The sequence below is a fragment of the Thauera humireducens genome (assembly GCF_001051995.2).
GTDB lineage: Bacteria > Pseudomonadota > Gammaproteobacteria > Burkholderiales > Rhodocyclaceae > Thauera > Thauera humireducens.
In genome coordinates, this window is sequence record NZ_CP014646.1 from 1,467,186 (window position 1) to 1,491,126 (window position 23,941).

The following is a 23,941-nucleotide window of genomic DNA, read 5'->3' on the forward strand; positions in this document are numbered from 1 at the left end:
TGCCGCTATCAGTTGAGGCGATCGGCCCAGACGAGCGGCTGCTGCCGTGCGTCGAGGCTGTGGAGGGTGACGTTGTGGTCGTCGACGACCTTGAAGCTGACGGTGCCGCCGGCGGCCTTGGCGATCTCGACGGCGCCAGCCTTGACGGATGGCAGCGAGGGAAGCGGGAAACTGCAGACATTGGTCCAGCTGCCGCGGCAGTTGGCCTTGAGGTGAAGCTGAGTGCTCATGCTTGGCTCCGGTGAAAGGCGAGCGCGGCCAGGCCGATGGCGACCAGGGCGAGCGCGCCGGGTTCGGGAACGGTGTTGATTGCCGCCCGGGAGGCGGCGTTGGGTTTCGGCTCGGCCCGCTGTGCCTCTGCGCAGTCCTTGCCTTGGCCGGTGCAAGGCGGGATTGCGACGGGCGCACCGAGGGGCTCGATCGGCGACGGGGTCGGATGCACCGTCGGCGTCGGGCTGCGGTAGGCGAGCTCCGGCGGCATGATTGCCGCCAGGTACATCGCCAGCGCTGCGCAGCTGCCGCTGCCGAGCAGCACGCCCAGGGCGAGCCACTTGATGCGCAGGCGGCGAAGCGTGCCGGGCGGGAGGTAGCGGAGCTTCATTGAGCGCGGCCCCTGCCGTCGAAGCAGATCACGCTGGCCACCGGATACCCGTCATGCAGCACGCCGTCGAGCAGGCGGCCGGCGAGCTTCTTTCCCACGCGTTCAACGGCGTTGTCGTAGTCGCCGCCCCAGTTGCAGCAAACGCCCTCGTAGGCAATCCCGTGCGCGGCATCTGGGGCCCACTCCCCCCACTGCTTGAACAGGAAAGGCACGCCGGCTGCGGCGCACTGGTCGCGCAGGCTGCGAGCCCACGCGGGGTGCATCGGCCGTGCCTTCGGTCCAGACTCGCCGCCGACGACGACCCAATCAAGCTGGCCCGGACCTCCGTGCAGCCCATGCTCTGCCAGATTTATCGAAGCCAGCAGCGGCTCGGCGCTGATCCATCGCACAGCGGCCGGCGTGTCGAGCAGAAGCGGGATGCGCTCGTCGGCCGCGGCCTGATCTTCGACGCTGACGCCGAGCCAGACATTCGGCAGGGCCTTGTCCATCGGGCCGGGATCGACGCCGAACAGGCGCTCGGCGGCCTGCCGAACACCAACCCACAAGCAGGTTCCGCTGTGGCTGAAAATCGGGTGCTCGCGCATACGATCCGGGCGCTTCGTCAGCACTTGGAAAACGTTCTGCTTCGCCAGCGCCATGACGGCGAACACCTCCTCGATGAACTCGTCCGATACGTCCGGATGGAACAGATCGGACATCGAGTTCACGAAGATTCGACGCGGCCGGCGCCAGCGCAGCGGCTGATCAAGCCGGTCGGCGTGAGTGCGAACGTCGGTGAATTCCCGCCCGGCATAGGCCGGCAGGTGCTGCAAGCGCACCCAGTCGCGCTCCGCGTAGCAGTGCTTGCAGCCTTGGCTGACCTTCGCGCACCCGGTAACAGGGTTCCAGGTTGCGTCGGTCCATTCGATTCCGGTGTTGTCGCCCATATCTAGGCCACCTCCTGGATCAGTTCGCGCTTGACCTCGTAGCCGAAGGCGTCTTCCTGCTTGAGGGTGGCGCCGACGGCGTGGAGGGTTTCGATCGGCAGGTTCTTCATCGCCTCCTTGTCGCACTCCTCCTTGATGCGGATGCAGCCGGTGAGGCCGAAGTCCTTTAGGGCCTGGAGGGTGTTGCCGAGGTTCTTGATGACGATGCGGGTCGAGAGGCGGAAACCGACGCTGCCGAAGGTGAGCTCCTTGGTCTTGGCCTTGATGAACTCGCCGCGGTTGGCTTCGGCGTACTGCTGCATGGCCAGCTCGAGGCCGGCCTTCTTGCTCTGCAGGGGTTCGGCCTCGGCCTTGGTGGCGGCCTTGATGGCGTCGATCTGTTCCTGCTGGGCGGTTTCGAGGATGGCCAGTTCGCGGTCGACTTCGGCGATGGCCTTGAGGCAGGCGTCGACGTCGGACCAGGATTCGAGGGTGGTGGCGGAAAGGCGTTTGCGGGCCATGGATCAGTGCTCCGTGCGGGGGGATTGGGTTTGCGTGCGCATCGCGTTGAGTGCTGCGATGCCGAGGTCGGTGATGCGGTAAGAGCCGATGCGGCCGGTGCCGACGGGCAGGCCTGCGCGGCCCGGGATCTCGTAGGACAGCCAGCCGCGCTGGCGCATGTCGTCGGCCAGGTGATAGACGGCGTTGCGGCTGATGTGCCGGTCGACGCCGTCGGCTTCTGCGGCCACGATGCCCTCGCGCAGCTGGCGCACCGTGAGGTAGGCGCGCGGCTCGAGCAGCTCGAGAATGCAGCGGCGGTGAAGGGCTGCGCGCTTGACCGCCGGGTTGTTGGCGGAGGTGTCGCGGCCGACGCGGACGCAGGACTCGATGAACTGCTCAGCCGCGGCGGCGGCGATGGCCTGAACCTGCTCAGCCATGCTGGGGATGGCAGCGGTGTTCATGCGCGCGGCTCCTGTGCAAGGGGCATGGCACCAGGCACGCCAAGCAGCCGTGCCAGGCGAGCGGTGTCCGCGCCAGTGAGCTGCACCAGGTCGTCGCCGTCGTAGATCGACAGGCGGCCGTCATCCCACAGGGAGAACTCAATGAAGCGCGATCCACGCTTCTGAGGCCCGACGAGTTTTCGGATGGCGCTTGCGTTGCTGCGGCACACGTCCCGGCGTACGTCGATACCCGGTTCGGGTGCGGCTTCCGCGACCGCTCCGGCGTCGGCATCGGCGCCGATCGCAGCCTCGTCGACGACGCGCGGGTCATAGACCACGTCGGCCCGCTGCCCTTCCTTCCGGCCGCGTGCAACGCTGTTCGTCTTGATGGTGTCGATGAGGTAGCTGGTAGCCGCTGTCGAGAGCCCAAGCGCGTTGGCGATGTCCTTCACGGTCATGCCCTCGCTCATTGGCTTGCCGCGCACCAGGTCGGCAATCTGCTGGCGGTTGAGGTCGGCTTCAATGCGGGTATGGCTTGCGGGCGTTGCCTTCATGGCGGGCTCCTTGGGATGGGTGATGCGGCGCAGGTCGGGGCGCGGGTCGCGCTCCGGGTCGGCCGCTTGCGGAAAACGGGGCGGCGTGGTGTGGCTGGGGTGGATGGAGAAATGGCCGCGGGCGTTGAGGTCCTTCCAGGTGTCGTTGCGCGGTGGCAGGCACGTCGGCCAGATCGCCAGCCACGGCTCCGGGTCCTGGCCGCGCTTGATGAGCGCGGTGTTGATGCGCGCGTCGCGCTTCATCTGCTCGAGTGCCTTCCAGAAGGCGGCCTCGTCGCCGCCGACTTGCGCAGCCAGGTCGGGCGCACGTGCGGGGCGCTTGCTGTCGTTGCTGGCGATGAGCGTGGCGATCTGCTGCATCAGGGCCGCGTCGGGCGGGGCGGCGTGGGCTTCGGCGGCTGCGATCATTGGCGCACCTCTTGCGGCACTGGCGCCGCCATGGCGTGGGCGGTGTAGATCGCTGCGACGGCATCCGGGTCGGGCTGCAGGCCGCAGGCGATGCGCACGGTTTCGACCTCGCGCAGCAGCTCGCCGTAGGTGTCGGCCCAGTGGTCGATCTCGGCGCGGGCGGCGTGCGTCGTGACCAGCACGCCCAGGCCGAAGGCGATAACAACCGGCAGCACCTTGGACTCGACGAACTCAGCATTGAGGAAGTGGGCGGGCGTTTTCATAGTCCGAGCGCCTCCCCGAGCTGCACGGTCAGCGCGAGCGCAGCGGCTTCAGAAAGACGCAGGTGGCCAATGCGGCGCGGTGTGCTGCACCCGCTCACCAGTTGAACCACCAGGCTGATGTCGCCATCGTCCATCTCGCCGGCCGTGATCGCCACGCGGGCGCCACGATCGACGAGGTTCAGCGCCATCTCGATTTCGTGTTGCGTGGCCATGTCACACCCCCTTGATGATGTCGGCGGTGACACGGGGAGCGCCATGCGCCGCCGCCTCGTTCATGGCCTTGGTGACCAGGGCGTGAAGATTCAGCGGGTAGGCGAGGCTCATGACCTCGTTGCCATTCTTGCCGCGCACAGGTCGGTTCAGCTTGCTGTGCATGCGAATGCCATCGATAGCGAGGGGGTCAAAAACCTGCGACAGATCAGCGCCGATCCGTCGAAACTTAAAGTTCAGGTATTCGGCTATCTGATTGTCCAGCGGAAGAAGTTTTACAACCTCGCACCGGCGGATGACTTCACGCGCTTCGAAGTAACGGCGCTCGTCGAGCTTTTCCTGCAGTTCTGGCTGTCCGATCAGGACAATCGAAATGAGCTTCTTATGACCGTCCTCAAGCTCCCAAATGGTCTTGAGTTGCTTCAGCGTCTTGATCTGCAGGTTGTGAGCCTCTTCGATTATGAGCATGTGCGTCTGGCCGAGCCTGGACGACAATAGGAGCGCTTCCTCGACTTGCCCATCCAGCTCCTCGACGTTCCTGCGAGGCTTTTCATGCGGGTTGACGGCTTTCAGAATCGAAATCGAAAGGTGTGTCGAAGTGATCAACTCCTTATTGCGCGTCTTAGGTTGGATGACGACCGTAGGGAGCCCTTCGCGGTCAATGCGGTCCAGGGTGTCTCGGCGCAACGTAGTCTTGCCGCTACCAGATTCACCGATGACGGCAATAAACCAACCAGGCGTCTTAGCCGCTTGGAACATCGCTTCGCGCACATACCTCTGATCCGCGGACATGAACAGATCGTCCGGTCCGTGCACGTCATTGATGAACGGGTCTCTGAATAGGCCAAAGTGGCGTAGCGTTTGCGGAGAAAGCATCTCGGGCTCGATCTCAAATGCGTTGTCGTTGGGCTTGCGGCTGCTGCGGTCTTCACCGATGCGGGTGTTCAGTGGCTTGGTGCTGTGGTGGCGGACGAGGTCCTCGTCCCAGATCTCGGCAATCTCCTCGGCGGACACCCCGCGCTCGGCGAGAAAGTCCTCGATCGCGGCCGTGATCTGGTCCCACGGCGTGTGGCTGGGGCGCCAGCCACGGTTGAGCAACAAGGTGAAGGCGCTGCGGCTCAGCGGCTGCCCGGCTCGGCTGCCCCCGGCTTGAATCAGCCGGGCGCTTACCTCGTCGTGGCGGATGCCGTGTCGCAACAGCGTTGCCTTCAGCCGGATCGGCGTCGGCGCGGGCTGGTCGGCGAGCGTGCTGCCCGTTCCCTTGCCCCTCTGTCTGGCTTCCATGGTTAAATCCTCAGTGCTGTTGATGCTGTTGCTGCATCGGGCTTTGCAGTTCGCGCTGCGCTGCCCACCTCTCGGCCTGGTGTGTTGGCGCACACCGGGCCGAATCCTTTTTCAGCCCACCGCCTGCAGGCGCGGGGCTTGGTTGGTGCCACGCAAGGTGGCGACAACGTTGTCGAGCTCGGCCTCGGGGACACCGTCCGGGTACTGGGCGACCAGCCAGGGGTGCAGATCTGGGCGCTCGATGCCGCGGCTTCGAAGCGCCTTGGCGGCTTCGAAGTGGGTCAGCGGCGGGGCTTCGAAAAGCGGCGCGGCCACGTTGATGTCGGTACCCCTGCGCGGCAGCGCGGCCGGGATCTCGATGTGCTCGAGGTGGCGGACCGCATCGACCATGCCACCCATCAGCGCAGCATTGCTGCGGCGCGCCTTGTCCATCTGGTCGGCAGTCATGCCCGGGAACAGCAGGCCGTCGAGCGCCTTGCCGGCGCGGTCGGCGTCGGAGTCGGGGCGGCGGGCGTAGGTCTCGCCGATGACCGGCGCCGACAGCGGGCGGCCGTATGCGTCGAGGTCCTGCGCCTCGGGCTCGAGGCGATACACGAGGTCCTCACCGTCAAAGCGCGGCACGCGCAGGCTGATGGCGCAGTCGCCGAAGAGCAGCGGCGAGATCTCGAGCGTGTCGCCTCCGCACACGCCGGCCAGCCCGGCCACGTTGTAGATGCGGCTGCCGCCGGCGCGCGGGTGGGCAAAGGTGATCGTGAGATCGCGCGCCACCTTGCGGGTAACGGTCTTGCCTTCCAGGAAGGCTTGGCACACCTCGAACGGGGGCAGGATGCGCAGCTCGTCCTGGCGGATCTTCATCCACAGGTCGTAGCGCGAAACCGGCTCCATGCCGTTGCGGCGCAGGCGGGTGTCCTGATGCGGGATGGCGTTGGCGTTGTAGGCCTCGGCCCAGGCAGACGCGGCGGCGTTCAGCTCTTCGACGTTATGCACCGGGTCGAAGCGCAGGCGGCTCTCGAACTGGGTTTCGACCAGGTTGTTGCCGCCTTCGACGCCGCCCTTGGCGCGGGCATTGCCAGGGGCGTGGGTGATGCTCTGCACCTCGAGCGCGCGCAGCACGTTCTGCACTGCGCTGGCCGTGTTGGCGCTACCCTTGTCCCACATCAACACCTTCGGCACGCCATGGAAGCGGCGGCCGGGCTGCTGGCCCCATGCGTGCATCAGGAACTTGAACAGGTTCAGCGGGCTCTCGCCGGCTGCGGTCACGTACCAGGGCAGAACCAGCCCGCTGGCGTGGTCGTACATCACATAGCGCCAGCACTTGAACTGCACCTTGGCCAGGCGGTCGAGCTTGTTCTTGTAGAACTCGTCGTCGCGGATGATCTTCTGCTCGCCGCGCATGTAGTACACCAGGCACAGCGACGGATCGACCTGGTGCACATGGTTGGGGTGGAGGCTGCGCAGCTGCACGGGCGCGTGGCTCTCGGCCTGCTGGCGGACGTTGAGGCGACGTGCCCGCGTGAGGCGATTGAGCTGGCGCGTCGAGACGACGATCTCCTGCCCGTTGTTGGCGGCGATGCTGGCGGCGACCGGGGTGAACATGGTCTGCTTGCCATTGGCGCGCACGCTGCCGCGCTGCATGGCCGCGACCATCGCGAGGGCGTCTTCACCCTGGCGGGTGCGGCCCTTGTCGGCGCGCGTCTTGCGGCCGCTAGTCCAGCCGGCCTGGCGCTCCAGCTCGGCGTAGAGCTTGCCGGTGCTCCAGCCGTAGAGGGCGCAGGCTTCGGCAAGTAGCGCGCCCTTGCCACCGTGTTGGGCGGCTTCGAGCCGGCGCGCAAGCTCGCACAGGTATTCGCGCGTTGCGTGGGTGGGTTTGGGCGCGGTGGCCATGATGATGTCCTCAGGCCTCTTCGACGACGGCTTCGGCGTCACCCTCGATCTGGGCGGCTTCGAACAGGTCGAGATTGCGGTTGTCGAGCTCTGCTGCCCAGCCAGCCAGCGTGGCCTCGTAGTGGTCGCGCAGCTCGGCAAACTGCTGGGTGAGGCGCTTCAGGCGGTCACCGAAGAGCACGGCGAACTGGCGCAGGATCAGGCGCTCTTGCTCAGCGTCGTCACCCCACTGGGTGTCCTCGTCGAGGATGGAGCCATGGAACAGGTTGATCTGCGCAACGCCTTGGTCGAGCTGGTCGAAGTGGGCGGCGATGGCGCCTTTGAACTTCCCGACCTTCTCATCCCAAGGCGATACACCGAGCTTGACCGTGGTGAGCTCGTCGATCTTGGCGTTCTTGTCCTGCAGCAGGCGCTGGGTGGCCTCGTCCTTCTGGCGCAGTTCGCGCAGTTTGGCGCGAAGCTCCTTGACGCTCATGGTGGCGACGTCGTCGAGCTTGAGTTCGCCGGTCTGGCCTTCGAGTGCGAGCTCGTCTATCTGTTCGTCATCAAGAACAAGCATCTCGAAGAGCTTGGTCTGAGAGCCGATCGCCGCCTCCAAATGTCTCGTCGACGAGACATTCGAGAACTTCGTAGCTGCCTGCATGAACTTCGCAGCAACCTTTCGATCGAGGCCGATCACGTCAAGGCGTGCAAGGAATTGTCCGTGCGGGCAGGCCTCTTTCAGGACAGACAGGCCGCGGCCAACCTCAAGGCAGGCCTCGACGCTGCGCCGCATGTTGGCGGCGATGTCGCGCTGGATCAGGTCGGGGTCGATCGCGTCGCCGGGCAACTGGTAGCCGACGCGCAGCGCCACTGCGCGGACGCGGGCGTTCTGCTGCTGGTCGGCGATGCTCAGGGTGGTGAGGGCTTGCGCGTCCTCGGCATAGGCCTCGGGGGCAATCTCAGGCGTCTCGTGGATGACGGGCGTGTGTGCGGTGCGGGCCATGGTTAAGATCCTTGATCAGGGAAGACGGGTGTAGCGGTTGGAGACTTCGTCGAGGCGGGCGCGGGCGCGGCTGAGGTCTTGCGAGAAGGCGAGCGCGATCTGCACGACCTTCGGGCCGAGGCGCCAGCGGCCGGTCTCTTCGATCTTCTCGACGAAGCCTTCCTGCTTGAGGTTGGCCAGCAGGCGGGTGATGTTGCTCGGCGAGGCCTCGACCGCCTTGGCCAACTCGCCGGGGGCAAGGCCATTCACGGTGTGGCCGGCGAGTACCACGATGGCGCGGCAGGCGCGACGCAGTTGGTCGCTGGTGCCGTATTTCTCGGGGCTCATTCGGGCAGCTCCTCGTCGGTGGCGCTCATTGCCGACTCCAGCAGGCCGTCGATCAGGTTCTGCAGCGTGGTGGCGTGCGCGATGGCGTCGAAGCTGTGGAAGGGGCTGTCAGCGTCGGCCTGCATGCGGGTGGCTACATCGGCCGCACTCTCGGCGTTGAGGGTGTAGGCGTGCAGGCGGCGGACGGCTTCCTTGGCCTGCTGGAAATCGGTGCTCATCAGTTCAGCTCCAGTTCGGGTTGATCGTTCTTGCGCACGTTCTCGCGGTGCCACGCGAGCACCTCGAGGCCGCCAGTAATCGCAGCGATGCAGCCGTCGCGGTCGAGCCGGCCAGCGTGGAAGTCGAGCAGCGCGCCCACTGCGGCGTTGAGCGTGGTCTGCAGTTGCTGCACGTCTGCCGCCTGGATGGCGTGGCCGGTGGGGATGTCGATGACCACCTTGTGCGCGGCAGCGGCGAGGTAGCGCACCACGTAGTCGCTGCGGGTGATGTGCTCCCAGGCAGCGAGCCGGTTGATGGGCATGGCGTCAGTTTCGAGCCACTTGTAGAGCGTGGCCGGGGTGGTGGCCATGAGCTCGGCAAGGCGTTCAACGTTGAGGCGGTAGCGCGCTAAGGCATGCGCCTTGTCGGCTTCGAAGGCCGCGCGCAGGCTGGTGGGCAGGGGTTTCGAATGGCTGCGGCTCATTGGCTATGACCTTGGTGATAGGCGGGTGAGTTGGTCGAAAAGAAAAAGCGTTTGGAATAGGCGAAAATGCGTTTTGCGGGGCTAAAATCGGGTCGTGCGTTGGGTGGTGGCTTGGTGACGCATGACGGCCTGCAGGGCCTGGGCCGGCGTCATGCGGTAGCGTTCGGCAAGCTGGTCGGTGGTGTGGTCGCCGGCGTCGAGCCAGACGAGGAGTTCGATCAGCGCCAGGGCGAACTCACGGGGGTCGGCGCCATGGTCGTGGAGCTGGCGGACGAGGCTGTCGGGAGTCATGGTGGCCAGCCTCAGGCGGCAATCTGCTCGTCAACCGGCAGGCCGAGCTTGAGGCGGATGTCGCGGCCGGTGCCGTAGTTGCCGCGGCGGATGCCGCGGATGACCTCGGAGACGTCGCGGTACTTGAAGCCGTTGGCTTCGGACCACGACTTGAGGGTGTGGCCCTGTTGGCGCAGGGCGTGCTTGATCTGGTTGGCGTTGGGGGTAGCCATTTGCGTGGTCCTCCGGCTGGTGAATGACTGTGTTTGCAACGTGTGGTGCGTTGTGTGATGTGAACTTTAGTCCATATTACATGGACAAGGCAACATATTTATGGACGTTTTTTCAGATTCGCTCGCACGACTCAAGCACCTCTTGCGCGTGAGCAAAGACGGCGAAGTCGCTGCGGCACTCGGTTTCTCGAAAACGGCTTTCTCTGAACGGAAGAAGCGGGGCTCCTTCCCGGTGGAAGAACTTCGCGCGCTCGCAAGAAGCCACCCTGAACTCGGTATTGACGTGGACTACGTGCTCACCGGGCAGCACGGTAGGGCTGACGCGCAGGCGGCGCCTGCCAATCACTGGATGCCTTTGGTGGACGTTGAACTGTTGGCAGAGGCCGTCGCGGCCGTGGAGAGGCTGCTGATGCACCGAAAGCGGGTGATCGCGCCGGAAAGAAAGGCTGAGCTCATTGCTCAGCTCTACCAGGCGCTAGCGTCAGGCGAAGACAGCGCGGCGGTTACGCAAGCGCTTTCCAAGGTCGGATAGGAGCCGGGATGAACAAGAAACCGGGTGGAAACGTTGTGCAGTTTCCAGTTCGAAGAAAAGAACCTTCAGTAACGGAAGCGCTGCAGCAGGCCGTAAGCGAAGTGCTTAAGGCCGCCGACGAGACCCCGCAGGAAGCCGCTCCCAAGCGGGAGCGCTCGAAACGGACTGTGAGACCGGCACCACAAATCGTTCAGCAAGGTGGTGATGGCAGCCTGCAAGTAGCCAACTCCACCATCCAGAACATTCACTTTGCCGTTCCGGAGCGTAAAGCCGTCCGCGTCGTGGTACAGCCCGGCCCGCAGCATATCGATGGCGCCCGGGCTGCCGAGGTCCGGGAGCTGGTTGGAAGGGTGGTGTCCGTAACGGGTGAGAAGCACTCCTTCGTCTGGGCGACCGTTAAACGGAAATATCGCTTCGTGCAGTACCAGTTGCTCACGCCCGACGTCTATATCGAAGTCTGCAAGTACCTAAGGAAATGGATTGCGAGCCGCTCGGCCAAGCCAACAGGTGATAACGAGGAACATCGCAAGCGGCTATTGAGGCGGATCTATGCCGAGGCTAGGAAGACACACGGCGTGATCGACAGAATTCGCGTTCGTGTCGCAGAGCGCTGGGATGTCCGCAGCTTGGCAGACCTCACCCCAGATCAACTGGTAGACGTCATCCGAGAGTTCGGTTTGTAAGGGGGCACCCATGAAGAAGACCTGTTTGAAGTGTGGCCACGCTAACGAGAACTCGACGGGAGAGCCTACGGAGGCGTGCCCGAGCTGCGGCGCAATCTACAGCCGCGTCGAGGCGGCATGGTCGGCAACGCCGCGGCCCACCACGGCCAGCAAGGTACGCACTTTCCCGCCAGAACGGGACGAGCTTGTGGAGGCTTTCGCCGAGCGCCTGCGCGGTGAGTCGCTCTATCCGGTGTTCCGGAGCCTCGTCGGTGTGATCTATGTGGTGTGGATGGTGTTCGCGGCGCTGGCAGTGCTCGGCGGTGGGGTGGCGTTCTGGAGGAGCACGGGGGCGGCGGCGTTTGGCGCCTTGTTCATGGGCATATTCCTCGGGGTGTTCTTCGCCGTGATTGCGAAGGTGACGCGCGAGGTGTCGCTGATGCTGGCGGATCTTTCAGACGCGGCGGTGCATATCGCGGCGAGGGTTCGGGCTTAGTTCTCGCGCCGCCAAAATGGGTGGCATACGTAAGCAGGTGGAGGCGGCTATGCCGAGATTGTGCCTTTTTCTCCTTGGGCTCTTGATTGGCTCTCCGGCGTTAGCGCAGATCTATAAATGCCAGGAAGGCGGGCGAACCGTCATCACCGACCAGCCCTGCGCGGGTGGATCGGAAATGAACGTAAAGCCAGCCGCAGGAAAGTTCGACCCGAAGGCACGCGAGGAGGTCTATCGTAGGATCGACCGCATGAGTGAAGAGGTTCAGGACGGCTATCGGGCTATCGCAGAACAGCAAGCACGCGAGGCGCCCCGCGCGGGTGGGTACGAAGAGCCGGACGAATGCGATCGCCTACGGGAAGATCATGCCGACGCAAAGCGCTGGGAGAAGGAGTTCGTCCATCCGGACAACATCGCACGCGAGAAGGCTCGAAAGGAGAAGGCTGCGTCTGATAGCTTCTTCAAGTGCGGCCCGGGCAAGCGTGTGTCCGTGTTCGACGAGTAAAACAGAGGGCGAGTTGTCATAATGTGTGGCCGCAGGCGCCCAACCTAAACCCCCAAACCCCTTTACTCGGCACCCCTCGCCCGCGCGCGTAGCCTGCGGGCATGAACTACGCCCGCCGAGTCGACACCCTGATCATCCACTGCGCGGCCACGCCCAACGGGCGCTGGACCAGCGTGCTGGACATCGACTACTGGCACAAGCAGGCCGGCTTCAAGCGTGCGCCCGCGACCGAGGACGCGCGCAAGTGGAACCCGGACTTGCGCCACGTCGGCTACCACTGGGTGATCTACACCAACGGCGGGCTGGCCACGGGCCGGCACGAATCCGAAGTGGGCGCCCACGCCCGCGGGCACAACGCCCGCAGCCTGTCGATCTGCCTGGTCGGAACGGACAAGTTCACTCCTCTTCAGTGGGACCAGCTGGCGCACCAGGTGCAGCACCTGTGCCGCCGCCACGGCATTGCGCTGCAGCACGCCACTGCCGCCAACGGCTGGCGTGGCGTCTGTGGCCACCGCGACACCGGCGCCAACAAGACCTGCCCCGGCTTTGACGTTGCCGCGTGGCTGGCCAACGGCATGCAGCCCCACTCCGACAGCATCCTGATCGAGCGGAGGCAGCGATGACGATCTGCGTGACCGTGACCCACCAAGAACACGACAGCACCGCCCGCCTGCGCGCGGACGTGTACCACGTCGATCTCTACGGCCAGGTGAGCGATCACCCGGTCCGCGTGCACGAACTGCCCCCCGGCGGCTCGGCCATCGTCCATCTGCACAAGAACAACGTGCTGGTGGTGCGCGAGCTGCCACAGGGCGACGACGTCGACGCCGCCGACCAGGACTGCGCGTGATGGACGCCACCCCCGACCACGACCCGGCCACCTGCAAGCACTGGTGGCACAGCCGCACGATCTGGATCAACGTGCTCGCCGCCGGCCTGCTGGCACTTGAGGCCACCACGGGCATGCTGCAGCCGCTGCTGCCGGTGAATCTCTACACGGCGATCGCCGTGGGGCTGCCGGTGATCAACGCCATGCTGCGCGTGCTGACCACCCAGGCGATCCGCACATGATCGCGCTGCGTGAGTGGGTGGGGCAGTTTGCCGGCGCCGGCAAGCTCATCGGCATCGCCCTGGTGCTTGGGCTGGCTGCCATGGCCGGCGGCTGGCTGACCGGGGTGCTGAAAGACCGCGAGATTGCCGAACTGAAACGGGAACACGCCGAGGCTGCGGCCAAGGCCGAGCGAGCGGCAAGCCAGCGCCTGGCAGAGGCCAAGGCCCGCGGCGATGCGCTGACCGTTGATCTGCACGTGGCCAACGCGGCCGCGCTGCGCCTGCAGGAGCAACTCCATGAAGAGATCGAACTGGCCACACAGGGCCGCGCTTGCCTTGATGCTGCCGCTTTGCGCGTGCTCGACCGTGCCCCCGGCATTGCCGCCCCTCGAGTGCCCGCGCCCGCCCGCGTCGCTCCTGCAAAGGATGCCCCAGACCCTGCCCGCGATACCGCGCAGCGGGCTGGGGATGAGCGCAGTGCTACCGACACCGACATTGGACGGTGGGTACTCGGCGCCGGGCGGCAGTACGACGAATGCGTCCGACGGCTCGACGCCCTGATCGACTGGCACACCCCCGACCCTGAACACCAAGACCGAGCGCCGGCATGGAATTGAAAGACCTACAGATGTGGCTGCAGATCACCAACACCCTGGTGATCTGGATTGCGGCGCTCTACACCTACTTCGCCAACCGCAACCGGGTGACCAACGAGCGCATCACCGGCCTGCAGGCGAGCCTGCAGACGCGGCTGGATGGCATGAGGACGGACATGGACCACCGACTGGACGGCCATGCCGACCGCCTGAGCCGCGTCGAGAAGGATCTGGAGCACGCGCCCAGCCACGAGGACCTCAAGCGCATCCATGCCCGCATGGACGAGGTAAGCGCGACGCTCTCCAGCCTGCAGGGCGAATTCAAGGGCGCCAACAACACGCTGCACCTGATCCACACCTACCTGATGACCGGAGGCAAGCAGTGAATTCCTTTTCTGAGCACGTGACGGCCGACCGCCGGCTGGTGGTGCTTCGGCTGCTCGAGCAGGCGCCGGACTACCGGGGCAACGCCTTTCTGTTGCAGCGTGCGCTGGATGGTTTCGGCCACGCCGTGGGCATGGATCGGCTTGGCACCGATCTGGCCTGGCTGGCCGAGCAGGATCTGGTGAAGGTCGAGCAGGTCGGCGGCGTCAGCATTGCTGCACTGACGCAGCGCGGGCTCGATGTTGCCAACGGCCGCGCCACGGTGCCGGGCGTGGCACGCCCCGCGCCGGGGATCTGACCATGGCCCGCAAGAGCAGCATCCAAAAACTGGACGTGCGCCTGCGCAATGCCGTTGACGAGCTGATCCGCGACGGCCGCTTCACCCTCGACGACATCCTGGCGCACCTGGCCACGATCAACGGCGGGCAAGCCCCGGTAAGCCGCAGCGCCCTGGGCCGCTACGCCCAGCGCGCCGAGGAGCAGATGCGCCGTTATCGCGAGGCGCAGGAGGTGGCCAAGGTCTGGGTGAGCAAGCTCGAGAGCGAGCCCGACGGCGACGTGGCACGGCTGCTGCCCGAGATGCTGCGCAGCGTCGCATTCCAGACCTTGGGCAGCATCGGCGACCGCGAGGACGGCGGCGATGCGCAGGAGGTTATGTTCCTGGCCAAGGCGATGAAGGACCTGGCCAGCACGGACAAGCTGACCACCGAGCGGATCCTGGTGATCCGCCAGGAGGTGGCGAAGAAGGCGGCGACCGAGGCGGTGAAGCAGGCCAAGGCCAGCGGGCTGAGTGATGAGGCCGCGGACCTGATCCGGCAGAAGATTCTGGGGGTGGTGTGATGCTCGAGCGCTCGCAGGTGGTGCGTGATGGCGAGTACATCATCGACGGCGAACGCTGGTGGGTGCATATCATCCACCGTCCTGGAAACGGCGAGAGCGTGAGCTTGTATGACTGCGACCTGGCGGAATGGGCCCGCCGAGTCTCGTGCTCTCCCCCGGTGTACAGCAAGACCAAGTACATGCAGATGCGCCGTTTCCAGAAGGCAGCTTCGCTGGTGAGCCATGACTGAGGCCGCCCCCGACCTCACCCCGCTGGCAAAGGCGCTCGAGCCGCGAGACGCGCGCACGCCCATGGCCTTCCTGGCCTACCAGCAGCGGTGGGCGAAGGACACCACTCCGGTGAAGTTCTGCGAGAAGTCGCGCCGCATCGGCTTGAGCTGGGGCGAGGCCGGGGATTCGGCGCTACTGGCCGCATCGGCCAGCGGGATGGACGTGTGGTACATCGGCTATACGAAGGACATGGCCGAGGAGTTCATCCGCGACTGCGGCGACTGGCTCAAGTTCTACGGCATGGCCGCGAGCGAGATCGAGGAAGGCGAGGAAGTCTTCATCGATGGCGACGAGAAGAAGAGCATCCTCACCTTCACGATCCGCTGCGCGTCGGGCCACCGCATCACCGCGCTGTCGAGCAGCCCGCGTAACCTGCGCGGCAAGCAGGGCCGGGTGATCATCGACGAGGCGGCGTTCCACTCGAGCTTGGGCGAGTTGCTCAAGGCGGCGATGGCGCTGCTGATCTGGGGCGGCCAGGTGCATGTGATCAGCACCCACGACGGTGACGCCAACCCCTTCAACGAGTGGATCAAGGACATCCGTGCGGGCAAGTACCCGTACAGCGTGCACACGATCACCTTCCAGGACGCGCTGGCCGATGGTCTGTACGAGCGCGTGTGCCTGCGCCGGGGGGTGACGCCCACCGAGGCGGACAAGCAGACCTGGGTGAAGGGCATCTATGCCCAGTACGGCGACAACGCCGCCGAGGAGCTGGACTGCATCCCCAAGAACGGCTCGGGCAGCTGGCTGACGCGCGCGCTGATCGAAGCACGGATGAACAAGGACCTGCCGGTGCTGCGCTGGGTGCCGCCGGCACCGGACTTCGTGCATTGGCCCGAACACCTGCGCACGGCCGAGATGCGCGAATGGCTCGACACCCACGTGCTGCCGCTGCTGCTCGAGCTCGATCCGGATGCGCCGAGCTTCATCGGCGAGGACTTCGGGCGCACGGGCGACTTGACGGTGATGGCGCCGTGCCAGCTGCTGGCCAACATGCGGCGGCGCTTCCCCTTCCTGCTCGAGCTGCGCAACTGCCCGTTCGACCAGCAGCGCGAGGCGTTCTTCTACATCTGCGACCGCCTGCCGTGCTTCCGGGCCGGCAAGCTCGATGCGCGCGGCAACGGCCAGTACCTGGGCGAAAAGGCCATGCAGAAGTACGGCGCCACCGTGATCGAACAGGTGATGCTGTCGCGCCCCTGGTACCGAGACAACACCGCGCCGCTGAAAGCGGCTTTCGAGGACGGCGGGATCGAGCTGCCGCTGGACCGCTACATCCTCGACGACCTGCGCCTGGTGGTGGTGGATAAGGGCATCCCGATCATCCCCGACGTGCGCACCGACGGCGCGGACGGCGGCAAGAGGCACGGCGACTCAGCGGTGGCGATCATGCTGGCCTACGCCGCCAGCCGCGCCGAGGCGCCACCAGCCGCCGGCGAGACGATCGAGGCCGAGGCCGACACCTACCGGGCGCAGCGGCCCAGGCTCGGTCTGTTCGGGCGGCGGGCGGCATGAAGGCCCGCGACCTCGAGGCTCGCCTGGCGTGGTCGCGCAAGCGCCTGCGGCAGCGCCAGCGCAAGCCTCTGGCGAGACATGCGGGAGAAACGATGAGCAAAACGGAAAAGCGGCCTCAGGCGCCCTGCGCGCCCCGTGGGGCGGCTGATGACCCGTCCGAGGGCGTGTAAGGGCGCCTGAGGGCGTGCAACACGCGTTATAACCAAGTTCGAGAGGCAAGGCTGATGGGCATTCTGGATTTTCTGTTTCGGCGCGGGGGTGAGGCGTCGGACGCGCGGATGGTGGAAGCCTCCGGCGCGACCGTCGACCCCGACGACGAAGAGGGCTGGCGCCGCCTGTCGGGCGACGCCAATCGCGACCTGTCGCCACTGTCGCAGGAGCGCATGCGCGAGACGGCGCTGTACCTGTGGGACGCCAACCTGCTGGCCAACCGCATCATCGAGCTGCCGCTGGCCTACATGCTGGCCGAGGGCGTGGAGCTGCGAGCCACAGAGCCCGAGATGCAGGAGACGATCAACCGCTTCTGGTCGGACCCGATCAACAGCATGGACGTGAAGCTGCCGAAGAAGGTGCGCGAACTGGCGATCTTCGGCGAGCAAGTGTGGCCCACCTTCGTCAATGAGATGAGCGGCCATGTGCGTCTGGGCTACCTGGACCCGGCGCTGATCGCGACCGTGGTGGTGGATCCGGACAACCCCGAGCAGCCGATCGGCATCGTGACCGTGAAGGACCGCAAGGGCCGCGCGCTGCGCTACCGGGTGATCGTCAATGGCCCGGAGACAGTCTTCACCCAGCGCACGCAAGCCATCCGCGAGACCTTTGCCGATGGCGAGGCGTTCTTCTTCACCGTGAATGACCTGAGCGTTTCGCGTCGCGGCCGTAGCGACCTGCGCGCGCCGGCGGACTGGGTAGATGGATACGACCAGTTCCTGTTCGGCGAGATCGAGCGCTACAACTTCCTGCGCGCCTTCGTGTGGGACGTGACCATCACGGGCGCGGACGACACGAAGATCAAGCAGAAGGCCCGCGAGATCAAGCCGCCCACCCCGGGTAGCGTGCGGGTGCATAACGACAGCGAGAAGTGGCAGGCCGTGAGCCCCGAGATCGGTGCATACGAATCGGCCGCGGCGGGGCGGCTCTTCCGCAACCACGTGCTGGGCGGCGCCACCATCCCCGAGCACTGGTTCGGTGGCGGCGGCGATGTGAATCGCGCCACCGGCGACAGCATGGGCGAGCCCACTTTCAAGGCCTTCTCGATGCGCCAGCGCTTCCTCAAGCACATGCTGGAGAGCGTCGGTCGCTATGTGATCCGGCAGAAGCTGATCGCCGAGACGGGCGAGCCCGACTGGTGGGACGAGCGCCTGGGGTGTGAGGCGGTGTTCCCGGAGATGACCGCGCGCGACACCACCAAGTACGCCGCCGCGCTGACGCAGGTGGTGACCGCGGTGAACTCGGCGATCGACGCCGGCCGCATGAGCGACGAGACCGGCGTGGCGCTGATCGCGGCCGTGGCCGGCCGGCTTGGGGTGGAGATCGACCCCGAGGCCGAGCTTACTGCAGCCCGCAAGGGCAAGCTGAAGCGACAGGAAGAAGACAGCTTCACGGGCCCGGGGGATCTGGTCGATGAAGAGGACGAGGCCGCCCAGGCTTCCGCGCTGGCGGCCGCGTCGCGCGAGGCCGGCCAATGAGCGCGCGCATCGTTCCGCAGGATGGCGATGAGCCGGTGCTGCCCGAGCTGCTGCCCTGCCCGTTCTGCGGCGGGCGGGCGGTGTTGAACAACGTCGGTTGGGTGATGGGCCGGCGCCGCGTGTATTGCGCCTGCGCCGAGTGTCGGGGCTGCGGGCAGGACATCCAGTACCGCCCCGGCCCGGACCATGGCCTGCGCGACGAGGCGCTGTATGCCGCTGCCTGCGCCTGGAACACGCGGGCAGCGCCCGCCAGCCGCATCGCCAGCGACCTCGAGGACGCCACGCGGCTATGACCCGCGCTATGACCCCCACCGAGGCCATCAATGCCGCCATGAAGGGCCGCACCCGGCTCATCAATGGCACGCTGGCCGAGCTGCGGGCGCTGCTGCAGCAGGCCGAGCGCGACATCGTGGCGCTGCTGGCGGCCCTGCCCACCGACTACCAGGCGTGGTATCTGCCCCAGCTGCAGGCCGAGATCCGCCGCGCGCTCGAGGGGATCGCCACCGACGCCGCGGCCGCGGTGGATGCCGGACAGGTCTCCGCCTGGCGCGAGGGCTCGCGGCTGGTGGATAACGTGCTGGCCGCGTCGGCCGTGTCGGTGGTGATCCCGCAGCTCGACCCGCGCCAGCTCTCTGCCATGCGCCAGTTCCTGACCGAGAAGATCCGGGACGTGACGCTCGAGGCGGCCAACCTCATCAACAGCGAGCTGGGGCTGGTGGTGATCGGCACGCAAACGCCGTTCGAGGCGGTCAAGGCGGTGAGCAAGATCCTGGGCGAGACGACGCTGCGCCGCGGCACCACCATCGTGAGCACCGAACTGAACCGGGCCTTCTCTGCCGCAAACCAGTTGCGCATGGAGCAAAGCGCGCAGTACGTTCCGGGCATGCAGAAGAAGTGGCTCAAGAGCGGCAAGCGCGAGCCGCGCCCCGAGCACGTCGCCATCCACGGCCAGGTGCAGCCGGTGGAGAAGCCCTTCGTGCTCGAGGGCGGCGCCGTTACCATGATGTACCCGGGCGACCCGCGCGCCCCCGCACGCCACACCATCAACTGCGGATGCGCCAGCGTGCCGGTGGTGCCCAAGGACAACCCCTACGGGCTCAAGCGCACCATCGTCGACGAGATCGCCGACAACGACGCCGCCGAGAACGCCCGGGCCCGCGCCGCATTGCGCAACGCCGCCCGAACCGGCTGAACCCCCCCAGAAAAAGCCCAAACGGCTTTACTTCAGACCCCCTCGCGCGAGGGGGCATGCTCGCTCCGTCATTTCCCCCCACGCACCCGACGGAGCGATCGCAATGGACAAACCCACCCCGCAGCACCCCATGGACCTGCCCGCCGAGCAGGCCGCCAAACTCGTCAAGCGCCTGGTGCCCGAGATCGGCAAGGACGGCAAGCCCACGGGCGAGACGGTGGAGAAAGAGGTCGGCGCCGACGAGGTGTTTGCCAACCGCGTGCGCGGCGACGAGATCACCGTCGTCACTACTGACGGCCAGAAGCTGGTCGGCAAGGCGCCCACCAAGAGCGCGAAGGCCTGACCATGAAGATCATCCCGGCCAACGGCATCGTGGGCGCGCGGCTGATCGAGGCCGCCGCCACCGAGGTGCGCGCGGTGCTCAACCTGGTGATGCGTGCGCTGGTCCAGGCCGGGCACGTCTCCGAGTACGCAAGCCCCGAGGCGGTCTATCCGGACCGCGTGGTCGTCTACAAGGACGGCCGCTACTACGCCTTCCCCTTCACCCTTTCCGAAGACAACGCGGTCACCGTGGGCGCGCCGCGTGAGGTGGTAATGCAGCACGTGGATGCCGCCTCGCGCATGACCGAGGCGCAGCAGGAGCAGGCCTTCATCGAAGCGGTGGGCGAGCCTGCCGGCGGCGTGTGGCTGATCCGCGTGATCCGCGCCGGCGAATCGGGCAACCGCAACTACTACCCCGACGCCGTGCTGCGTGACGCCGTGCGCCTGGTCGAAGGCGCGCGCGTTTTCGAGAAGAGCGACGCCGAGCACGTCGCGGCCGGCACCCAGGCTGTGGCACCGGGCAAGAGCTTTCGCAACCTCGTGGGCCAGCTGCGCAACGCCCGCTTCGTGGAAGGGGCCACGGCCGACACCGGCGAGATCCAGGCTGAACTGCACCTCATCCAGCCCGACGGCGACGTGGCCGTGCGCGTGCGCGAGGCCCACGCCCGCGGCATGGCCGGCCTGTTCGGTTTCTCGATCGACGCCGACGCCAAGGCCAAGGTCATCACCAAGGGCGGCCGCAAGCTGCGCGCCGCAACCCAAATCACAAAGGTCCATTCCGTGGATCTGATCGTGGAACCCGGTGCGGGCGGTGCCCTGCTGCGCATCGTCGAAGCCCAAGCAACCCCGTCCCAGGAGGATGAAGACATGGCACTGCGCCAACGCATGATCGAGGCCATCAAGGCCCACAACCCGCAGTTCGACGACGCCAACGCGACGGACGAACAGATCGAAGCCGCGTTCGTGGAAGCCAAGGGCGCCAAGCCCGCACCGGCCCCGGCTCCGGCACCCGCCGCCGACCCGGCGCTGATGGATCAGGTGCGCTTGGTCGAGGCCCGCATCACCGCGCGCGACCTGGTCGGCGCCGCCAAGCTGCCGCAGCCCGCCAAGGACAAGCTGCTGGCCCGCTTTACCGAGGCGCAAACGCCTTTCACCGCGGCCGATGTGAGCAAGGCGATCGACGACGAACGCGCCTACCTGGCGCGCTTCACCGAGAGCGGCAAGCCGGTGATCCACTTCGACGACATCGAGGTGGAAGACCGCAGCGTCAAGATCCACGGCATGCTCGACGACTTCTTCAACCGCAAGAACGGTGTGCATTCCTTCAAGGAGTGCTACGTCGAGATCACCGGCGACCGCCACGTTACCGGCGATCTGCAGCGTTGCGACATGGCCCGCCTGCGCGAATCGCTGGGCGAGCGCTTCGTCGAGGCGCTGTCTTCCTCGAGCTGGGCGAACGTGCTTGGCGACAGCATCACCCGCCGCATGTTGGCCGAGTACGCGCAGCTGACCGACCTGCAGGACTGGCGCAAGATCGCCGACGTGGTGCCGGTCAATGACTTCCGCACCCAGGAACGCAACCGCATCGGCGGCTACGGCAACCTGCCCGCGGTGAACCAGGCGGCCGCCTACAACGCGCTGACCAGCCCGAGCGACGAGAAGGCCACCTACGCGCTGACCAAGCGTGGCGGTACTGAATCGATCACCCTCGAGATGATCACCAACGACGATGTCGGCGCCATACGCCGCATCCCGGTCGAGTTGGCGCTCGCCGCAGCCAACACGCTGTACGAGTTCGTCTTCGACTTCATCCGCACCAACCCGACGATCTACGACACCGTGGCGCTCTTCCACGCCACCCACAACAACCTCGGCGCAGCCGCGCTGGATGCCACCAGCTTCGCCGCCGCCCGCCTGGCCATGCTCAAGCAGGCCCGCGCGGGCTCCAGCAAGCGTCTCAACCTGCGCCCGCGCACGCTGATGGTGCCGCCCGAGCTGCAGGAGGCAGCCTTCAACCTGTTCGTGCGCGGCCAGAACAACGACAAGACCTTCGTCCAGACGATCAACCCCGAGGTGATCGCCATCCCGTACTGGACCGACGCCAACGACTGGGCGGTGGCCACCGACCCGCGTCAGTGCCCGACGATCGAGATCGGCTTCCTGAATGGCCGCGAAGAGCCCGAGCTCTTCGTGCAGGACAGCCCCACCGTGGGCAGCCTGTTCAGCAATGACCAGGTCACCTACAAGATCCGCCACATCTACAGCGGCGCGGTGATGGACTTCCGCGGGCTGTACAAGGCGGTCGTTGCGTAAGGGACACCTCCCGCAGAGGGCAGCGATTGGGGGCGGCTGGCAGCCGCTGCCTCCGGGAGCCCCGCGACTGCCTCGGCTCGCCAACCTTTCGGGGGTGGATAACGGGCGACAGGTCTGGAAACCCCCACCTCTTTCGGAGAACCCCAGCAATGATGAAGCGAATCCTCTGCACCTTGGCCCTCGTGGCCTGCGCAGCCCTCTCCCTTCCGGCCTCTGCCGCCCTGCTTACCGACTACGGCGAGAACAAGCTGGTCGATGCCCTTTTTCGCGGCCAGGCGCTGGGCACCCCGGCCACCTGGTACGTGGGTGTCTCCACCGGCACCTGCAACGACGCCACGCCGGGCACCGAGCCCACCGGCGGTTACGCGCGACAGCCGGTATCGGCATCGCTCTCCGCGTGGGCGGGCACCCAGTCAGCCGGCAGCACCACGGCGAGCTCGGGCGCCGGCGCCACCACCAGCAACAACGCTGTCATCCAGTTCCCGGCATCGACCGCAGCGTGGGGCAATGTCCAGTCCGTGCAGCTCTGGGACGCCGTGACCGCAGGCAACCGATGGATCTGCGTGGACGTTGCCGCGCCGTTCAACGTCGATCGGGCGGGGGTGGAGCTTAAGTTCAACGCGGGGCAGTTGCAGTTCTACGTGGATAACTGAGGCATGGCTGCACCGGTGCCACTGACATACACGTCGCCGGTGCAGCGCGTCGGCGGCGGGCGCGAGGTATTCCCGAATCGACTCCTCGATCTGCTGGCCGGGATTGCGGATGGGCAGTGGGTCAAGGCCAACACTAATACGTTCAAGTCGATTTGGCCGCGCCTGCAAACGCCGAACTACGGCCCCGGCTTTGGCTATGAGTCTTATGTCATCAATGCGTGGTCAAGCATGGCATGGGACAGCAAGCGCAGCCGGATCTACCTGTGGGGCGGCGGTCACGCGAACACTGACGATAACGCCCTGTACGTGTGGGATGGCGAGACAGGGCAGTGGGGAGTCGGCTACTACGCGGCGCGCACTGTGATTGATGCGCAGGGCAGCTACAACACGCCGGATGGGCATATGGCCGGCCCTGTGTCGTCCCACACATACAGCGGCAACAACTACCTGCCCGTGCTTGATCGCTTCTATACCCATGGCGGCGCAGCGCAGGAGTGGGGCGGCGGTTTTCGTGTGTGGAACGCAGCTGCTGGGCAGTTCGAGGCTATCGCCGGATACCTGTGTCAGCTTGACCTCGTCGGCAAAGGGTTTGTTGGTGGCTCGACTGGCTCTAACTGGATGCGAGCAGGTGCAAAGGCGCTGCCGGGTGCGCGCCCGTGGGAGGTGCTCGACTACGTGCAGCGCGGCGTATCGACGAACTTTTCGGGCGGCATTTCGGGGGGCTCAGATGTCCGTGTAGAAGGCGGAGTCGACGTGATCTACAAGGTCGGTCAGGCCGAGTCTGCGAAGACCCTACGCAAGATCACGATGCCCTCATTGGATGTGACGACGCACACAGTCGAGGCAATCGGCCGCATGTGGTCGCTTGGTATGTACGAAGACCTTGGCTGCGCGCTTGATCGCAACGCGGAAATCATGTTTGTGTCGGGCTGGACTGTTGAGCGCTTTTGGGACCTGAAGACGGCGTCGCCAACCAACAATTGGAAAGAGCCGACATTTAGCAATGCCGAGGTCTATGCCCAGTACGTCGCTGATCGACAGTATCAAACGACAAAGCGCGTGGCCCCCGGATGCGCTTCCGACGACAAGCGCGGCAGCGTGTTCGTGTGGCTCGGTGGCGGTCGTGTGTACCGCGTCGACGCTCCAGCAGGTAATCCAACGCCGACCGCGGGATGGTCTATCGAGATCGTTGCGGATGAGACCACCGTTCGCCCGATGACGAAGGACGAAATCGCGGGCACGCCAGACGCATGGCGAGCCAGCGTCTGGGGGAAGTGGAAATACGCGGCAGATTTGGATTGCTATGTCGGCATGCAGCACCCGGAAAACGGCGACGTGTGGTTGTGGCGCCCGCCGGGCTGGATTGATCCAAGAGGAATTTGA

At 66.0% G+C, this 23,941-nt stretch carries 36 protein-coding genes and 1 pseudogene; 21 read left to right on the forward strand and 16 right to left on the reverse strand.

Going from position 1 to position 23,941, the window contains the following annotated elements; all coding sequences use genetic code 11:
* Positions 1-8: 8 nt before the first annotated feature.
* From AC731_RS06960 to AC731_RS07035, 16 genes are all read right to left on the reverse strand, one after another.
* On the reverse strand, positions 9-230 hold the full coding sequence (locus tag AC731_RS06960) for a hypothetical protein (protein WP_048702966.1): 222 nt from the start codon (positions 228-230) through the stop codon (positions 9-11).
* Positions 227-601: a PEP-CTERM sorting domain-containing protein gene (locus AC731_RS06965; RefSeq protein ID WP_048702965.1), complete on the reverse strand. Its 375-nt coding sequence runs from the start codon at positions 599-601 to the stop codon at positions 227-229. The genes AC731_RS06960 and AC731_RS06965 overlap by 4 nt, the downstream gene beginning before the upstream one ends.
* The gene (locus AC731_RS06970; RefSeq protein WP_048702963.1) at positions 598-1,527 is read right to left on the reverse strand and encodes a DUF5131 family protein; all 930 of its coding nucleotides are present in this window, start codon (positions 1,525-1,527) and stop codon (positions 598-600) included. Before AC731_RS06970 ends, AC731_RS06965 begins: the two co-directional genes overlap by 4 nt.
* Positions 1,528-1,529: 2 nt before the next feature.
* Entirely contained in the window at positions 1,530-2,027 is a 498-nt protein-coding gene (locus tag AC731_RS06975) for a host-nuclease inhibitor Gam family protein (protein ID WP_048702961.1), read from the reverse strand.
* Between the two features lie 3 nt (positions 2,028-2,030).
* The gene (locus AC731_RS06980) at positions 2,031-2,468 is read right to left on the reverse strand and encodes a hypothetical protein (RefSeq protein WP_048702959.1); all 438 of its coding nucleotides are present in this window, start codon (positions 2,466-2,468) and stop codon (positions 2,031-2,033) included.
* Positions 2,465-3,409, reverse strand: a complete 945-nt coding sequence (locus tag AC731_RS06985; RefSeq protein ID WP_048702956.1) for a hypothetical protein — start codon at positions 3,407-3,409, stop codon at positions 2,465-2,467. Before AC731_RS06985 ends, AC731_RS06980 begins: the two co-directional genes overlap by 4 nt.
* The gene (locus tag AC731_RS06990; RefSeq protein ID WP_048702953.1) at positions 3,406-3,672 is read right to left on the reverse strand and encodes a hypothetical protein; all 267 of its coding nucleotides are present in this window, start codon (positions 3,670-3,672) and stop codon (positions 3,406-3,408) included. Before AC731_RS06990 ends, AC731_RS06985 begins: the two co-directional genes overlap by 4 nt.
* Complete coding sequence (locus tag AC731_RS06995; protein ID WP_048702949.1) at positions 3,669-3,884, reverse strand: hypothetical protein; 216 nt, start codon at positions 3,882-3,884, stop codon at positions 3,669-3,671. The genes AC731_RS06990 and AC731_RS06995 overlap by 4 nt, the downstream gene beginning before the upstream one ends.
* 1 nt (position 3,885) lies before the next feature.
* Positions 3,886-5,166, reverse strand: a complete 1,281-nt coding sequence (locus tag AC731_RS07000; RefSeq protein ID WP_048702947.1) for an ExeA family protein — start codon at positions 5,164-5,166, stop codon at positions 3,886-3,888.
* Positions 5,167-5,277: 111 nt separating this feature from the next.
* Entirely contained in the window at positions 5,278-7,050 is a 1,773-nt protein-coding gene (locus AC731_RS07005) for a DDE-type integrase/transposase/recombinase (RefSeq protein ID WP_048702943.1), read from the reverse strand.
* Positions 7,051-7,060: 10 nt separating this feature from the next.
* A complete protein-coding gene (locus AC731_RS20140) occupies positions 7,061-8,035 on the reverse strand; it encodes a hypothetical protein (RefSeq protein ID WP_053085796.1) in 975 nt (324 codons plus the stop codon).
* 15 nt (positions 8,036-8,050) lie between these two features.
* Positions 8,051-8,362 (reverse strand): helix-turn-helix domain-containing protein, encoded by a 312-nt coding sequence (locus AC731_RS07015; protein WP_048702942.1) that lies wholly within the window; start codon positions 8,360-8,362, stop codon positions 8,051-8,053.
* Positions 8,359-8,580: a hypothetical protein gene (locus tag AC731_RS07020; RefSeq protein WP_048702940.1), complete on the reverse strand. Its 222-nt coding sequence runs from the start codon at positions 8,578-8,580 to the stop codon at positions 8,359-8,361. Before AC731_RS07020 ends, AC731_RS07015 begins: the two co-directional genes overlap by 4 nt.
* Positions 8,580-9,044, reverse strand: a complete 465-nt coding sequence (locus tag AC731_RS07025; RefSeq protein ID WP_048702938.1) for a hypothetical protein — start codon at positions 9,042-9,044, stop codon at positions 8,580-8,582. The genes AC731_RS07020 and AC731_RS07025 overlap by 1 nt, the downstream gene beginning before the upstream one ends.
* A gap of 81 nt (positions 9,045-9,125) precedes the next feature.
* Positions 9,126-9,335 carry a hypothetical protein gene (locus AC731_RS07030; protein WP_048702935.1) on the reverse strand — a complete coding sequence of 70 codons (210 nt, stop codon included), beginning with the start codon at positions 9,333-9,335 and terminating at the stop codon, positions 9,126-9,128.
* An 11-nt stretch (positions 9,336-9,346) separates the two neighbouring features.
* Positions 9,347-9,547: a helix-turn-helix domain-containing protein gene (locus AC731_RS07035; protein ID WP_048702926.1), complete on the reverse strand. Its 201-nt coding sequence runs from the start codon at positions 9,545-9,547 to the stop codon at positions 9,347-9,349.
* Between the two features lie 100 nt (positions 9,548-9,647).
* Between AC731_RS07035 and AC731_RS07040 the strand changes: the two genes are divergently transcribed.
* The 21 genes and pseudogenes from AC731_RS07040 (at position 9,648) to AC731_RS07135 (ending at position 23,941) form a co-directional block, all read left to right on the forward strand.
* A complete protein-coding gene (locus AC731_RS07040; protein WP_053085795.1) occupies positions 9,648-10,079 on the forward strand; it encodes a helix-turn-helix domain-containing protein in 432 nt (143 codons plus the stop codon).
* 8 nt (positions 10,080-10,087) lie between these two features.
* Complete coding sequence (locus AC731_RS07045; RefSeq protein WP_156480667.1) at positions 10,088-10,762, forward strand: hypothetical protein; 675 nt, start codon at positions 10,088-10,090, stop codon at positions 10,760-10,762.
* 10 nt (positions 10,763-10,772) lie between these two features.
* On the forward strand, positions 10,773-11,237 hold the full coding sequence (locus tag AC731_RS07050; protein WP_048702918.1) for a hypothetical protein: 465 nt from the start codon (positions 10,773-10,775) through the stop codon (positions 11,235-11,237).
* Between the two features lie 49 nt (positions 11,238-11,286).
* Positions 11,287-11,367: pseudogene (locus tag AC731_RS20405) on the forward strand (hypothetical protein); the annotation flags it as partial.
* A 45-nt stretch (positions 11,368-11,412) separates the two neighbouring features.
* Positions 11,413-11,739, forward strand: a complete 327-nt coding sequence (locus tag AC731_RS07055) for a hypothetical protein (RefSeq protein WP_237266616.1) — start codon at positions 11,413-11,415, stop codon at positions 11,737-11,739.
* A gap of 101 nt (positions 11,740-11,840) precedes the next feature.
* Entirely contained in the window at positions 11,841-12,362 is a 522-nt protein-coding gene (locus tag AC731_RS07060; protein WP_048702913.1) for an N-acetylmuramoyl-L-alanine amidase, read from the forward strand.
* Complete coding sequence (locus tag AC731_RS07065; protein WP_048702910.1) at positions 12,359-12,589, forward strand: hypothetical protein; 231 nt, start codon at positions 12,359-12,361, stop codon at positions 12,587-12,589. Before AC731_RS07060 ends, AC731_RS07065 begins: the two co-directional genes overlap by 4 nt.
* Positions 12,589-12,810, forward strand: coding sequence for a hypothetical protein (locus AC731_RS07070; protein WP_048702908.1), 222 nt, complete (start codon positions 12,589-12,591; stop codon positions 12,808-12,810). The genes AC731_RS07065 and AC731_RS07070 overlap by 1 nt, the downstream gene beginning before the upstream one ends.
* Positions 12,807-13,406 carry a hypothetical protein gene (locus AC731_RS07075; RefSeq protein ID WP_048702906.1) on the forward strand — a complete coding sequence of 200 codons (600 nt, stop codon included), beginning with the start codon at positions 12,807-12,809 and terminating at the stop codon, positions 13,404-13,406. Before AC731_RS07070 ends, AC731_RS07075 begins: the two co-directional genes overlap by 4 nt.
* The gene (locus AC731_RS07080; RefSeq protein WP_156480668.1) at positions 13,397-13,771 is read left to right on the forward strand and encodes a hypothetical protein; all 375 of its coding nucleotides are present in this window, start codon (positions 13,397-13,399) and stop codon (positions 13,769-13,771) included. The genes AC731_RS07075 and AC731_RS07080 overlap by 10 nt, the downstream gene beginning before the upstream one ends.
* Positions 13,768-14,067, forward strand: a complete 300-nt coding sequence (locus tag AC731_RS07085; RefSeq protein ID WP_048702900.1) for a VpaChn25_0724 family phage protein — start codon at positions 13,768-13,770, stop codon at positions 14,065-14,067. Before AC731_RS07080 ends, AC731_RS07085 begins: the two co-directional genes overlap by 4 nt.
* Before the next feature lie 2 nt (positions 14,068-14,069).
* Positions 14,070-14,609: a DUF3486 family protein gene (locus AC731_RS07090; RefSeq protein WP_048702897.1), complete on the forward strand. Its 540-nt coding sequence runs from the start codon at positions 14,070-14,072 to the stop codon at positions 14,607-14,609.
* On the forward strand, positions 14,609-14,839 hold the full coding sequence (locus tag AC731_RS07095; protein ID WP_048702895.1) for a hypothetical protein: 231 nt from the start codon (positions 14,609-14,611) through the stop codon (positions 14,837-14,839). Before AC731_RS07090 ends, AC731_RS07095 begins: the two co-directional genes overlap by 1 nt.
* Positions 14,832-16,391: a hypothetical protein gene (locus tag AC731_RS07100; RefSeq protein WP_053085794.1), complete on the forward strand. Its 1,560-nt coding sequence runs from the start codon at positions 14,832-14,834 to the stop codon at positions 16,389-16,391. The genes AC731_RS07095 and AC731_RS07100 overlap by 8 nt, the downstream gene beginning before the upstream one ends.
* A gap of 278 nt (positions 16,392-16,669) precedes the next feature.
* Complete coding sequence (locus AC731_RS07105; protein WP_156480669.1) at positions 16,670-18,079, forward strand: hypothetical protein; 1,410 nt, start codon at positions 16,670-16,672, stop codon at positions 18,077-18,079.
* A complete protein-coding gene (locus AC731_RS07110; RefSeq protein WP_048702891.1) occupies positions 18,076-18,372 on the forward strand; it encodes a Lar family restriction alleviation protein in 297 nt (98 codons plus the stop codon). Before AC731_RS07105 ends, AC731_RS07110 begins: the two co-directional genes overlap by 4 nt.
* Before the next feature lie 8 nt (positions 18,373-18,380).
* Positions 18,381-19,271: a phage minor head protein gene (locus AC731_RS07115; RefSeq protein ID WP_048702888.1), complete on the forward strand. Its 891-nt coding sequence runs from the start codon at positions 18,381-18,383 to the stop codon at positions 19,269-19,271.
* 103 nt (positions 19,272-19,374) lie between these two features.
* The gene (locus AC731_RS07120; protein WP_048702885.1) at positions 19,375-19,614 is read left to right on the forward strand and encodes a hypothetical protein; all 240 of its coding nucleotides are present in this window, start codon (positions 19,375-19,377) and stop codon (positions 19,612-19,614) included.
* A 2-nt stretch (positions 19,615-19,616) separates the two neighbouring features.
* Positions 19,617-21,905, forward strand: coding sequence for a phage major capsid protein (locus AC731_RS07125; protein WP_048702882.1), 2,289 nt, complete (start codon positions 19,617-19,619; stop codon positions 21,903-21,905).
* 149 nt (positions 21,906-22,054) lie between these two features.
* A complete protein-coding gene (locus tag AC731_RS07130) occupies positions 22,055-22,558 on the forward strand; it encodes a phage tail fiber protein (RefSeq protein WP_048702880.1) in 504 nt (167 codons plus the stop codon).
* Positions 22,559-22,561: 3 nt separating this feature from the next.
* Complete coding sequence (locus AC731_RS07135; protein ID WP_048702877.1) at positions 22,562-23,941, forward strand: hypothetical protein; 1,380 nt, start codon at positions 22,562-22,564, stop codon at positions 23,939-23,941.